The organism is Actinomadura geliboluensis, assembly GCF_043197915.1.
GTDB lineage: Bacteria > Actinomycetota > Actinomycetes > Streptosporangiales > Streptosporangiaceae > Spirillospora > Spirillospora geliboluensis.
Window position 1 is genome coordinate 367,277 of record NZ_JBICUA010000004.1, and the last position, 13,255, is coordinate 380,531.

Genomic DNA, 13,255 nt, shown 5'->3' on the forward strand with positions numbered 1-13,255 from the left:
ACTATTGGGAAGCGTAGGGGCGTAGGGCTTCGGCGAATTCCTCTGGGACTTCGGTGGGATGCAGGCCGTCCGGGGTCCGGGTCATGCAGGCGATCGTCTGGCGGCCCCGGGCGGCGAGGAGGGCGGGGCCCGCGCCTGTGCGGTAGTAGCCGAACGCCATGGTGATGCGGTTGTCCTCGATTCCGGCGAGGCTCATCCGCACCGAGATGCGGTCGAGGGCGTGGAGTTCGGTGACGTAGTCGCAGGAGCAGGAGACGGTCACCAGGGCGAGGTCGTCGCGCAGGCGCTGAAGGACGCCGGGGGCCCGGTCGGCCAGGAACAGTTCGCGGCAGGCGCCCTGCCAGGTCAGGTGCGCGGTGAAGTAGACGTTGCCGACGACGTTGGTCTCGGCGAAGGTCACCCGGTGCTCGTATTCGTAGTAGGGGTTCATCTCTCCGTCCGGGGTGCGGCGGCGACCGCCAGCGGGGTGCGGTGGCCGGCGATGGTGAGCAGTGCGGAGACGACGGGGCGCCCGCCCGCCCGGAGGGTGACCCAGCCGTCCTCGTAGACCTCCTGGACGGTGACGTCGCCGGGCAGGCAGGCGCGCACGGCGCGGAGGCGGCGCAGGACGAGGTCCTCGGGTTCGTCGGTCAGTTTCGCGAGGTGGACGGCCTGGTCGGTCCACGGGACGGGCGGTCCGGCGCCGTCGTCCCGGACGATGGTGATCTCCTCGGCGGCGGGCATCAGGGCGGCCAGGTTGCGGCGCAGGTACGGCTCGACGAGGACCGGCGGGAGGCCGTCGGCGAAGCGGACCGGGCCCACGTCACGCAGGCGCAGGCCCGTCCAGCTCAGCACGGGACGCCCTGTCTCGTCGCGCAGGACGACGTCGTAGGTGTAGTCGGGGCCGTGGTGGGCGCGTTCCACCGCGTCCAGGGTGAGGGTGCCCTCGCCGGGGCCGTGCACGGCGAACCGGTCGCAGCCGATCGGGAGGAGGCGCCGGTGAGGCACGCACGCCTGGAGGACGTGGATCGACGCATCGTTGCGGATGGTGTCGCCCAAGAGGTCGTCCTGGGGCGGGGAGGCCGACAACTCGGCGGTGCAGCCGGTGGCGGCCAGCCGCGTGTAGCGGACGAGGCGCTGGAAGCGCGGGCCGTGGAAGAACAGCGATCCGTACAGGGCCCGGCCGTCGTGCGGTTCCGGTTCGGTGGCGACGGGTTCGACCTTGGGCGGGATGCCGGCCGGGACGACGGTCGCGGTGAAGTGGTCGGCCGCGAATCCGGTCTCGTCGGTGCGGAGCGCGACGCGGACGCCGCCGTCCTCCAGGGTGAGGGCGCAGATCCGCACGGTGCGGGAGCCTTCGTCCGGGACGACGATCGGGCGGTCGAAGTTCGCGTCGGCGACGGCGGTGTGCTCCTCGCCGGTGAGGACGGCGGCGGCCCGCGCCATCAGTTCCAGCGCGGCGACCGCGGGCAGGACGGCGAGGCCGTCGATGCGGTGGTCGTCCAGCCAGGGCCGGTCCGGGAGGTCCAGGTCGGTCTCGGCGATCAGCTCGATGCCGGGCGTGTGGGTCCGCACCCGCCACGGGGCGCCGGACGGCGTGTCCAGCTGGGGCAGGCGGCCGGTCGCGAGGACGGTGGCGGGTGCCCGTTCCGACTCGGCGATCCGCGCGGCGAGCAGGACGCCGGACGCGGTGGGCAGCGGCACCACGCCGGTGCGTTCCAGGGCGGCGAGGACGTCGAGCCGCTCGCCCATGCCGGTGCCGCTCCAGGCCGTCCAGTCGATGTTGCGGACCCGGCAGCCGGGCAGTTCTTCCGCCAGCAGGCGGGCGTACTCCCGCAGCCGCCCGTTCGCGAGGGCGTAGTGGGCCTCCCCCGCCAGGCCGAACCGGCCGATCACCGAGCCGAAGGTGAGCAGCAGCCGCAGCCCGGCCGGGTCCAGGGCGGCCAGCAGCGCGCGCAGCCCGTGGTGCTTGGGCGCGGCGTGCGCGGCGAAGTCGGCGGGGCCGAGGTCGGTGAACCGGGCGGGACGGTTGACGCCGCTGGCGTGCACCACGCCGCGGACCGGGCCGAGGGCCTCGGTGAGCCGGCCGACGGCGGCCCGCAGCGCCGCCGGGTCGGTGACGTCGGCGGACTCGTAGCGGACGGTCGCGCCGGCGGCCTCCAGGCGGGCGAGGTTCGCGGCGAGTTCGGGGTCGTCGCCGGGGCGGGCCCGGCCGATCAGCGCCAGGCGAACGTTCCAGCGGCCGGACAGGTACGCCGCCGTCTCCAGCCCGATGCCGCGCCCGCCGCCCGTCACCAGCAGGACGTCGCCGGGGGCGAGGGGCGGGCCCGCCTCGTCCAGCCGGACGGGGTGGTGGACGGGTTCGCCGATGCGCCCGTCCGGGGTGACGGCCAGTTCGGCGGCGCCGGTCCAGGAGGCGGTCACCGCCGCCGCGAGCACCGCGCGGGGGCTCGACTCGGGGGCGGCGATCCGGCGCAGGTCGCGGTCGGGATGCTCGGCGGCCAGGGCGCCGAGGAGGCCGGCGGCGGTGTCGCCGTGGTCGACGATCGTCAGGGGTTCCGCCGCGCGCACGGCCTCGGCGGCGGCCGACAGCAGGTCGCCGATCACCTCGTCGCCGGGGTCGGCGGGCAGGAAGAACACCGTCTGGACGGACGGTCCGGAGCCGTGCACCAGCAGCGGCTCGACGAGCGCGCGCAGCGGCCCGGTGCCGCGCACGTGCCAGCCGCCGTCCCACCGCGTCTCCGGCAGGACGGCCGGGCGGGTGCCGGCGGCCAGCACGCGGTGCCATTCGGCGACGCCGGTGGGCGGTCCGCCGGGCGCGTCCGGGTCGGCGGCCCGCGGGAGCGCCTCGATCGCCGCCGCCAGCTCGGTGACGGTCATCCCCGCCAGCGGCGGCGGGGCGGCGGTCACCGCGCGGCCGCACCGCTCGGCGGCGAGCGAGGCGAGCTGGGTGACGCGCAGCGAGTTCAGGTGCAGGTCCTGGAGCAGGCCGTCGTCGTCTCCGATGGCGTCGGCGGGCAGTTCCAGCGCGGCGGAGACCAGGTCGCGGACCACGGTCAGGGGGTCGGACGCGACGGCCTCGGCGGGCTCCGCGACGGGCTCGGGCACGGCGGCGGGCTTCGCCGGCGGCGCCGGAAGGTCGGGGGCCGTCTCGCACGGGCTCGACAGGAACACCGGCTCGCGGTCCAGGGCGAACGGGCGGTGGAAGCGGTCGGCGAACAGCGGCTTGAGGCCGCCCGCGGCGCCCGCGGCGAACAGCGCGGCGATGACCGCGGCGGCGGGCGCGGCGGACGCGGCGCCGACGTCGAGCGGGAGCGCCGGCACGCCGCCGGGGGCGGTCTGGGCGAGGGCGGTGAGCATGTGCCCGGGCCCGCACTCGACGATGAGGTCGCAGTCGGCGGCGAGGCCGTCGAGCGCCTCCCGGAACCGGACCGGCTCGGTGATCTGCCGCACCAGCAGGGCGCGCAGGTCGTCGCGGCCGGTGAGGACGGTCCCGGTGACGGTCGAGTGGACCCGCCGCCGGGGCGGCCCGACGGGGATGCCGCGCAGCACGTCCGCCAAGGGCCCGGCCGCGGCGGCGACGGCGGCTGTGTGGAAGGCGTGGCTGACCTCCAGCCGCTGGGCCGTGACGCCCGCCGCGCCCGCCCGCCGCAGCAGCTCGGCGAGGTCGGCGCGCGAGCCCCCGACGACCTGCGCGGCGCCGTTGTCGGCGGCGATGGCGAGGCCGGTCCCGGCGATGAGGTCGCGGACCGCGTCCGGCGGCGCGGCGACGGTGACCATGCCGGTGCCGGACGTCCCGGTGCCGGCCATGATCCGGCCGCGCGCGGCGACCAGCTCGCGCGCCCGCTCCGGGGTCAGCGCGCCCGCCCAGCAGAGCGCGGTGATCTCGCCGAGGCTGTGCCCGGCGGCAGCGGCCGCGACGACGCCGAGCCGGTCGAGCAGCGCGAGCCCGGTGAGCGAAGCCCGCAGCACGGCGGGCTGCACCAGCGCCGTATCGGACCCGCCGGACGCGGTGGGACGAACAGGGGCGGTCGTCGCCAGGTCGGGCATGAGGAGGGCCAGCGCCCCGGCGTCCGGGTGGACGGGGGCGCCCTGGCCGGGGAAGAGCAGGCCGACTCGTGCCGCCGGTCCCGTGCCCAGGTAGACCCCAGGCGCGACCGGCGTTCCGGGACGTCCCGCCGCATCGGCGTGGCGTGCCGCCGCCCGGGCCCGGTCGGCGAGTTGCGCCGGGTCGCGGGCGACGATCGCCGCGCGGACCGGCGCGCCCGCGTGCGCGGAGTTCTCGGCGAGCGCGGCGGCCAGGTCGAGGTGCTCGGCCGCCGACATCCGGGCCGCGCGGGCGGCGACGCGCCGCAGGGTCGAGGCGAGGTCGGCGGGGGTGTCGGCGGCGAAGGCGAACACCTCGGCGTCGGGGGCGCGCCGCGCGAGCCGCCGTTCCCGGACGGTCAGCTCCCGGGGCGCGCCGCCGACGGAATCGGCGGCCTCCAGCACCAGGTGGGTGTTGATGCCGCCGAAGCCCATGGCGCTGACGGCGGCGCGGACGGGGGCGTCCGGCCAGGGCGCGGCCTCGGCGAGCACCTGCAGCGGCGCGCCGGGGCGGCGGAGCAGTTCGTGTTGCTGCTCGCAGCCGACGGTCGGCGGCAGCACCCGGTGGTGCAGCGCGAGCGCCGCCTTGATCAGCCCGGCGGCCCCGGCGGCGGCCTTGGTGTGCCCGATGTTGGCCTTGACCGAGCCGAGCACGGCGGGCGGGCCGGTGCGTCCGGCGAGGAGTTCGGTGAGGGCGGCCAGTTCGGCGCGGTCGCCGACGGCGGTGCCGGTGCCGTGCCCCTCGAACAGGGTGACGGTCGCGGGGTCGATCCCGGCCCGGGCGTAGGCGCGGCGCATGGCCAGCAGCTGCCCGTCCCGTTCGGGGCGGGTGAGGCCGCCGCTCCCGTCGGAGGAGATCCCCCAGCCGCGGATCAGCGCGAGCGGGGTCCGGCCCGCGGCCGCGGCGTCGTCGGCGCGCATCAGCGCGACCATGCCGCAGCCCTCGCCCGGCAGGAACCCGGTCGGGTCGGCGTCGTAGACGCGCATCCGGTCGGTCGCGAGGGCGCCCAGCCGCGCGAACCCGACCAGCTCGAACGGGTCGAGGCTGAGGTCCACGCCGCCCGCGAGCGCGAAGTCCAGGTCGCCGTCGCACAGCGCCGTGCACGCCGCCGTCACGGCCAGCAGCGAGGACGAGCAGGCGCCGTCCACGGTGTAGCCGCCGCCGCGCAGGTCGAAGTGGTTGCACACCCGCCCGGCGATGGCGTTGGCGAGGCCGCCGACCAGGCTCTCGTCGGTCGGCTCCGGGAACGGCTCCTTGAAGCCGTGCTCCAGCCGGGCCAGCAGCTCCCCCACCGCGTCCGCGGGCAGTTCGAGGGTGGCGGCGAGCGCGTCCTGGACGGTCCGCCGGACGTAGGGCCACCGCATCCGCAGCAGCGCGGCGCGGCTGAACTCGCCGGTCAGCGTGTCGCCGAGGATGACCCCGGCGCGGTCGCCGTCCAGCCCGGAGGCGTCGGGGAAGCCGGCGGACGCCAGCGTCTCGGCGGCCACCTCCAGCGCCAGCCAGTGGGTCGGGTCGGCGGCGCGGTAGGCGGCGGCGGGCACCCGGTGGCGGGCCCGGTCGAAGGACCAGTCCTCCAGGACCGCCGCGTGCCGGACGTAGGTGGAGTCGGGGCCGTCGCCCGCGTAGTCGGCCAGGTTCAGCCGCTCGGGCGGCAGCGGGCGGAACGCGCGCCGTCCGGCCACGACCATCTCCCACATGCGGGCGGGCCCGGCGGCGTCGGGGTACCGGCAGCCCGCCCCCACGATCGCGATGGCGGGCGCGGCGGGGCGCGCCGCGGTCATCGCGTCTCCTCGGCGGTCGTCAGCCGCACGGTCCCGGCCGCCGGGGCGGCGGGTTTCGCCCCGGCCGGACGGGCGGCGGGCTGCGACGCGGCGGGCCCGGATCCGGCGCCCGGCTCCCCCGTCCCGGACGCGGACCGGCGGTTCCGCAGCGACAGCGCCGCGAGCCCGATCGCGCGGAGCCCGCACACCGCGACCAGCGCGAAGAACAGCCCGTAGACGACGTGGAAGGCGACCAGCACGCCGTACGCGCCGGCCGTGGCCAGCCCGAAGTAGATCTGCCCGCGCGGCCGGAACGGCGTCGTCCCCGGGTCGGTGATCATGTAGTTGGTGAACAGCACGAACGCGACGCCGGTCATCGCGAGCAGGGCGCTGGGCGTCGCGGTGCCCTCGATCCAGGTCCGCACCAGCGCCTGGAGGGCGAACCCGCCCACCCACGCCAGGATCAGCGGCATCTTCTTGGTGAGCATCGCGTTGAGCATCGTCCCCGAGGCCAGGATCAGCGCCGGGATCAGCCAGTCGACCGGGCCCGCGACCCACTCGGTGAACTGGTAGGGCGGCGCGATGCCGACCCACGGGAACAGCACGAGGACCACGGCGATGCCGAGGTTGGACGGGTTCATCACGTGCCGGACGCGCCCGCCGACCCGCACGCGGATCAGGTACTTGGACGTGATGCCGACCGTCACGGCCAGCACGACCGGCCACAGGCGGCTGTTGGGGTACAGCAGCATCGCGCAGGCGAGCGCCGTGATGTGCGCGGGCAGCAGGAACTCCGCCACCGACCTGGCGTTCGCGGCGAACTTGCGCGGACGCCCCGTCGCCCAGGCGTCCAGCGTCTCCAGGCCGATCTCCAGCACATAGGCCGCGGCGAGCGCGGCGAGCGGCGTCGCGTACGCCTGTTCGAAGCCGAGGACGGTGTGCCCGAGGATCGTGAACACCGTGATCGACAGCGCGAACCGGCGCAGCGCGATGACGCGCGGGTCCTTGGCGCGGCCGGCCGCCGGGGCGGCCGAGGGCGCGGTGGTGGCGGGGTTCACCGGGTCACCTCCTGAATCGTGCCGGCGGCGTCGAGCCGCAGGGTGTGCCAGCCGGGCGCCAGCCGGACCTCGCCGGTGTGCCGCGTACCGCAGGCGTCGCGCCAGGTCAGCGTGGTGGATACGGCGGAGCTGCCGGGGACCAGCCCGAACAGCAGCTCCGCCGCCGAATAGCCGCCGTGCCCGTTGGCGGGGTAGACCTGGCCGGTGCGCGTCCCCCGCGCGCCGTCGCCGAGCACGGCCGCGGCGCCGATCGCCGGCGTGGTCGGAGCGCCGGCGGCGGCCCGCCCGGCGGTCCTGCCCGCGGCGCAGCCGCCGGCGGGCTCCACCAGCCGCAGCCCGAGGTAGGGCGGGCGGCCGGTCCGGGTGTTGCGGTACAGGTAGGACTGGCCCCACTGGTTGGCGACGGCGAAGTCGAGCCGGCCGTCGTGGTCGATGTCGGCCAGGCCGATCGCGCGTCCCACGCTGTCGTCGTTCAGGCCGAGCCGCTCGGCGACGTCGTGGTAGCGGCCGTCGGTCCCGCGCACGAAGAACGGGTCCTGGTCGCCGCCGGAGACGTCGTCCTCGCCGGGCTTGAAGTGCGGCCACGCGCCGGGGTTCGTCAGCAGGTCGTCGTTGGTCATGGCGAGTTCCTGCAGCTGGGGCCAGCGGTCCGTGCGGCCCTTGATGAACCCGGTCGCCTGGACGATCTCGGGGTCGCCGTCCCCGGCGAAGTCGCCGACCTTGACGTCCCAGCCCCAGCCCGACCGGGACAGGCCGAGCGGTTCGCTGTGGTCGTCGTAGGCCGCCTTGCCGCCGTCGAAGATCTTCTTGTCGCGGCTCATCCAGACGAAGTTGCTCTCCAGCAGCCCGTACGTCTCGGTGATGTTGGAGACGACGAGGTCGGGGACGCCGTCGCGGTTCAGGTCGGAGAAGGCCACCCCCATGCCCTTGAAGGAGTCCTTGCCGAGCACCTTCGACTTCGGGGTGGTCAGGTGCCGGACGCCCGTCTCGACGCGGAACCGCACGTGTCCGGGCGTGGAGCGGTTGCGCAGCAGCCGGTCGGGGCCGAAGTCGTTGGCGAGGTAGACCTCCGGGAGCCCGTCGCCGTCGAGGTCCTGCGTGCCGGTCGCCAGCGTCCAGCCGTGCGCGACGGGGCCGGAGAACGGGTCCGGCACGTCGGTGAACGAGGCGGACGGGCGGTCCCCGCCCTGCCCGGCGCGCCACAGCAGGACCCGGTTCGTGCCGCCGTTGTAGGCGGCCGACATCGACCGCTGCATGACCAGCTGCGACTGGCGCGCGCCCGTGTCCAGCACGCGTGCGCCGTCCGGGAAGTAGTTGCCCACGATCACGTCGTCGTGGCCGTCGCCGTCCACGTCCGCGACCGACACCGCGTCGGTGCTCCACACCTGGCGGGGCGAGACGAGCTCCTGCGGGCGGAAGGCGGCGGGGTCGCCGAGCGCGGCCGCGGTGCGCAGGAACAGCACGGGCGAGCGGCCCCAGTAGGAGACCATCACGTCGGTGCGGCCGTCCTCGTTGAAGTCGCCGGGGGTGCAGACGGTCGGCGCCATCGTCGCGTCGAAGGGCAGCCCGGCGGGGACGAGCGTCCGCGGCGCCATCCGCGCCCCGGTGCCGGGAGCGGGGAGCAGCCGCACCGAGTCGTCGCGGGGGTCGACCAGGCAGACGTCGTCGGGACGTCCGTTGCCGTCGATGTCGGCGAACGCCACGGCGGCGCCGACGGCGGAGATCCAGTGCCGGATGTGCCGGTAGGCGGGGGCGACCGCGCGGACCTGGCGCGGCATCTCGGTGCCGTTCAGCGCGGCCCGGTCGAAGGCGAACGGCTGCGCCAGCCGCGCCTTCTCGGTGCCGGAGGCGCCGGGGAGGCCCGCGAGCTGCCAGGCCGCCAGGATCAGGGCGAGGGAGCAGATCTGCACCAGCCGGGAGCGCAGCAGGGAGATCACGCGACCACCCCGCCGCTGCGGTCGCGGGCGGCCCATTCGGCGCGGACCCCGGCGCGCCAGTGCTGGTAGGCGGCGATGCCGTCGCCGTACCGGGCGGCCTGGACGAGGCGGGCGTCGGTCCAGCCCGCGGCCTCGCCGGAGCCGGTGCCGCACAGCACGGCCACCGCGGCCTCGCTGCGTTCGGGGACGCGGCCAGACAGCAGGTGCGCCTTGGCGGCGAACGCCGCGCCCTGCGCGAGGTGGGCGCGGTGCTCCGCGGCGGCCTCCCCCAGGACCGCCAGCTCATCGGGGGTGCGGACGCCGGTGTAGGCGGCGGCGAGGCCGACGCCCGCCCACAGGTCGGGGCGCCGCTCGGCGGGGAAGCCCGCGACGGTGCGCGCGACGCGCTCGGGGTCGGCGCCCGCGTGGAACCACAGCGCGCGGCCGGCGCCCTGGTCGCGGACGGGCCGGGCGGCGCCGCGCGCGGCCCGCTCGATCCACTTCTCGCCGAACACCCGGCCGGGGTGGAAGTACGCCTGGTGGAAGCCCCAGCCGTCCCAGGCCAGCCAGCGCTGCGGCGCGGGCGCGCCGCCTATCCCGCGCCAGGGCCGCACGCGCAGCCGGGCGAACGCCCAGCCCGCGCCGACGGTGATCAGGTGGAAGTAGCGGCGGCCCGGCCCGGCGAGCAGCCCGGCCAGCCGCCGGCCGCCGGTCAGGGTCACGAGGTCGAGGAGCGTGCGGCTCATGGCCGCGCCCTCGTAGGCGAAACCGCGCATGGGGTGCGGGACGTCCGCGAGGTCGAGCGGGCCGGAGCGCCGGGCGAGGGCGGCGTTGTAGCCGGCGGCGAAGGAGTCGACCACGTCCTGCAGGCCCGCGCCGTCCATCGGCCGGAATGGAATGTGCCCCATCTTTTCGAGCGCGATGGAATCCCCGTCGAGTGCCAGCAATCGCTGGTATACGGGATGGGACGGCGGCCTTTTCGCATAATTCACGCGCACTCCCTGAATGAAGGTCAGTGCCGAAACTAAGCTCCTCGACTCTGGCAGTCAAGGTTAGATACTTTTTACCTTCCAGTTATTGACACGATGATCATTTTTCTCGGCGGAGAAGGCCGGGCATGCCGAAGCGAACGGCCGCGTACGCTGGCCGAACACACGTTCCCAGGGGCCGGGCGACACGGATTCGCCCTCCCCTCGGCCGACGCGGCACCCGGCACCGGACATCCCGAAAAAGCACATCCGGCCGGCACGCCAACGCCCCGTCCAGTTACGTCATCAAGTTTTCAGCGGCCGTTCCGACAACTGTCGAACACAGCCGGACGGCACGCCGGAGGTCAGCGGATTAATCCCTCCCATGCGTAGGGAGCGGCCTCCAATTGGAAATCGAGTCCGGGATGGTTCGCCTGGACGGTTCCCTCCAGCGAGAGCAGGCTCAGCATCGGAAGGGCGAACTCCGGTTCGGCGTGCAGCCGGCAGTCGCGCTGCAGCGCGAAGAGCTCGTAGCAGAACGCCGACAGGCGGAACTCCCCGGCCGGCGCGCCGGCGTTGCGCGCCACCAGCGCCGCGACCCGCGACCGGAACCCGGCCAGGTCGGCGTCCGGGGCGGCGCCGCGCACCGTCGACAGCAGGATCGCCGCGCAGCCCGCCCCGTCGCCCCTGGCCATGGCGGCGAAGAAGTCGGTGAGGTCGCGCCGGGCCGCGTCGCTCATCCGGAAGACGAGCCCCGCGTCCAGCAGCACCACCGAGCCGTCCGCCCTGAAGTAGACGTTGCCGTGGTGCAGGTCGATGTGGACCAGCCCCTCGACGAACAGCAGCCGGTACACCGCCCGCACGAGCGCGGTGGTCTGCGCCCGCCGGGTCTCGGCGGGCAGCGCGGCCGCCGCGGCGCGGTCCAGCCCCGGCACGTACTCCATGGTGATGACGCCGCCGCCGCACAGCTCGGCGACCGGTTCCGGCACCAGGACGCCCGGCGTCCCGTCCAGGGCGTCGCGCAGCCGCCGCAGGTTCGCCGCCTCCGCCTCGAAGTCGACCTGGGCGAGCAGCAGCGCGCCCAGCTGCCCGACCATCTCCACCAGCGGCAGCCTGCGCAGCGCGGGCAGCCGGACGGCGGCGCGCGCCAGCCGGTCCAGGATCGCCAGGTCGCCGGCGACGGCCTCCCGCACCCCGGGCCTGCGGACCTTCACCGCCAGCACCCGGCCGTCCAGCTCCGCGCGGTAGACCGCGGCGATCGAACCGCCCGCCACCGGCGGCCGGGCGAGCGCCTCGGCCAGCGGGCCGGGCAGCGCGCCGAGCCCCGCCCGCGCCTCCGCCAGCACGGCGGCGGCCGACGCGGGCTCGATGTCGTCGTGCAGCCGTCCGAGCGCCGCCGCCAGCCGCGTCCCGACCAGGTCGGTGCGGGTGCCGAGCAGCTGGCCCGCCTTGACGAACGTGCCGCCGAGGCGCTCCAGCAGCCGGGCGACCTCGGCCGCCGACCGGTCGGCGCGGGCACCGCCGCGGTGGCGCGCGCCGATGACCGCCAGCCGGACCAGCGCCGGCGCGCCGAGGGCGACGATGCGTACGAAACGGGCGGCCGGTCGCCGGACTGCCGGCCCCCCGCCGCGGCCCACCTCAGCCCGCCCGTGCGGGAAGGAGCCGCCGCAGCGCGTGCCGGAGCGGCTCGGGCCCGCCGTCGAACGCCTCCGGCGGCACCGGCACCGGGCCGCCGTCCCGGCGGTACTCGGTGGTGGCGCCGGTGTCGCCGCGGTGCGCGCGGATGCGCACCGGCAGGCCGGCGTCCGGACCGGGCCCGCCCGGCTCGACGATCTCCCAGCGGCGCTCGGTGGCGCCGCGCCGGTCGACCTCGCGCGCCACGACCCGGCCGGTCGCGGGGTCGGTCGCCTCGGTGACCCGCAGCCCCGGCGTCGTGGCCGGGCCCAGGTAGGAGCGGGTCTCCGCGGACCGCCACCGGCTCCAGGGCAGTTCGGCCCGGCGGTCCTGCGGGGACGCGCCGAGCCCCGGATAGCGCCAGGTCATGATGTCGAGGTAGCCGACCTCGGCGAGCGGCAGGCAGCCGAACAGCTGCCGCTCCGCGATCCGCACGGAGCGCGGCATCGTCGCCGAGCGCGTCCAGACCTCGCAGGTGCCGCGGGCGGCGTCCTCCGCGATCCACAGGTAGGTGCCGGCCAGCGGACCGGGCGCGGTCACCACCAGGCAGGTGCGGGCCGTCCCGGCGCCGAGCCGGCGGGCGATCAGGTACCGCACCGGCCGGTGCCCGGACTCCGCCTCGACCGCGAACGCGAAGCTGGTGAGCCCGTCGGCCGCCAGGTTGGCGGGCTGCGGGGCCACCGGTTCGGGGCCGGACGCGGCGAGGCCGGACGGTTCGGGGCCGCCGGCGCCGGGTTCGGCCGGGTCGGGTTCGGGGGGAACCGGTTCGGGTGAGCGGCGCTTCCCGGATCCCGCCGACCGGGCGGATCCTCGTGGCGCTACCCCAGGCCGCCGGGTCCTGGGCGGTGGTCCGGCAGAGAACGTCTCGGCAGAGAACATGTGATCTACCTGTCTGGTGCCCGTTGCCTGTCCGTCAGCAGATCACTTCAGGATTCTATAGTCAAGACTCGTGTCATGACCGGCCCGCACGCCTTGACAGGGGGCGGCGGCGGAGGGCGGTCCGGATCCGGTCACGCCCGGCCGGACCGCGGCGGGCGGGCGGTCAGCCGACCAGGCCGAGGAGCCGCGAGCAGCGCAGCACGACCTCGTCGTCGCCCTCCATGGACAGCCGCCGGGTGAGCGTCGCCTCCAGCGGGCTGAGCCGGCCGGCGCCGATCTCCACGAACGTGAGCGCGTCGGTCGTGACCACGAGGGCCGGGTCGGTCTCGCACTTGCCGTGCCGGACCGAGACGGCGCCGTCCTCGACGACGGTGTGGAAGACCTCGTCGTCGATGCGGAACTCGTACTGCTCGTCGGGGCCCGCCATGGCCGGGTCGATCATGGCCTCGACCGCGAGGGCGGCCCAGCGCGGGCGCACCACGTCCTCGGCCGCGGGCGCCTGGAGCAGCCCGAGACCCCAGCGCGCGAGGGCGAGCACCGTCTCGCGCAGCCCCTCGCCCTGCTCGGTGAGCTCGTACACGCGCACCTTGGAGCCGGGCCGCGTGCACTGCCGGACCAGCCCGGTGTCGGTGAGGAAGCGCAGCCGGTCGGCGAGCAGGTTGGTGCCGATGCCGGGAAGGTTGTGCTGGAGTTCGTTGTAGCGGCAGGGGCCCACCAGCAGCTCACGGACGATCAGCAGCGTCCACCGCTCGCCGATCACGTCCAGCGCCCCCGCCAGCCCGCAGTACTGACCGTAGTTGCGACGCTGCTGGTTCATCTCGGACCACCTTCCGCCATCACTTCACAAGTGTATTCCGAATCGACCTCCGATCGCACCCGGATCGACCCGGCGCCGGACGCCGGGTCGGCATCATCGCGGCAGGCGGAGGAGCCG

General features: G+C 75.8%; 8 protein-coding genes. All 8 read right to left on the minus strand.

The window, feature by feature from the left end:
• Position 1: 1 nt before the first annotated feature.
• The 8 genes from ACGFI1_RS16125 to ACGFI1_RS16160 all read right to left on the minus strand — a co-directional run bounded on the left by ACGFI1_RS16125 (position 2) and on the right by ACGFI1_RS16160 (position 13,138).
• Positions 2-430 carry an acyl-CoA thioesterase gene (locus ACGFI1_RS16125; protein ID WP_386874664.1) on the minus strand — a complete coding sequence of 143 codons (429 nt, stop codon included), beginning with the start codon at positions 428-430 and terminating at the stop codon, positions 2-4.
• Positions 427-5,847, minus strand: coding sequence for an SDR family NAD(P)-dependent oxidoreductase (locus ACGFI1_RS16130; protein ID WP_392785955.1), 5,421 nt, complete (start codon positions 5,845-5,847; stop codon positions 427-429). The genes ACGFI1_RS16125 and ACGFI1_RS16130 overlap by 4 nt, the downstream gene beginning before the upstream one ends.
• A complete protein-coding gene (locus ACGFI1_RS16135) occupies positions 5,844-6,884 on the minus strand; it encodes an RnfABCDGE type electron transport complex subunit D (RefSeq protein ID WP_387077589.1) in 1,041 nt (346 codons plus the stop codon). The genes ACGFI1_RS16130 and ACGFI1_RS16135 overlap by 4 nt, the downstream gene beginning before the upstream one ends.
• Positions 6,881-8,821: an FG-GAP repeat domain-containing protein gene (locus ACGFI1_RS16140; protein ID WP_392785957.1), complete on the minus strand. Its 1,941-nt coding sequence runs from the start codon at positions 8,819-8,821 to the stop codon at positions 6,881-6,883. Before ACGFI1_RS16140 ends, ACGFI1_RS16135 begins: the two co-directional genes overlap by 4 nt.
• Complete coding sequence (locus tag ACGFI1_RS16145) at positions 8,818-9,798, minus strand: DUF1702 family protein (protein ID WP_364550995.1); 981 nt, start codon at positions 9,796-9,798, stop codon at positions 8,818-8,820. The genes ACGFI1_RS16140 and ACGFI1_RS16145 overlap by 4 nt, the downstream gene beginning before the upstream one ends.
• Before the next feature lie 335 nt (positions 9,799-10,133).
• On the minus strand, positions 10,134-11,405 hold the full coding sequence (locus ACGFI1_RS16150) for an ABC1 kinase family protein (RefSeq protein WP_392785959.1): 1,272 nt from the start codon (positions 11,403-11,405) through the stop codon (positions 10,134-10,136).
• Between the two features lies 1 nt (position 11,406).
• Complete coding sequence (locus ACGFI1_RS16155; RefSeq protein ID WP_392785961.1) at positions 11,407-12,123, minus strand: hypothetical protein; 717 nt, start codon at positions 12,121-12,123, stop codon at positions 11,407-11,409.
• Between the two features lie 361 nt (positions 12,124-12,484).
• Positions 12,485-13,138, minus strand: coding sequence for a winged helix-turn-helix transcriptional regulator (locus tag ACGFI1_RS16160; RefSeq protein ID WP_138635926.1), 654 nt, complete (start codon positions 13,136-13,138; stop codon positions 12,485-12,487).
• Positions 13,139-13,255: the final 117 nt, after the last annotated feature.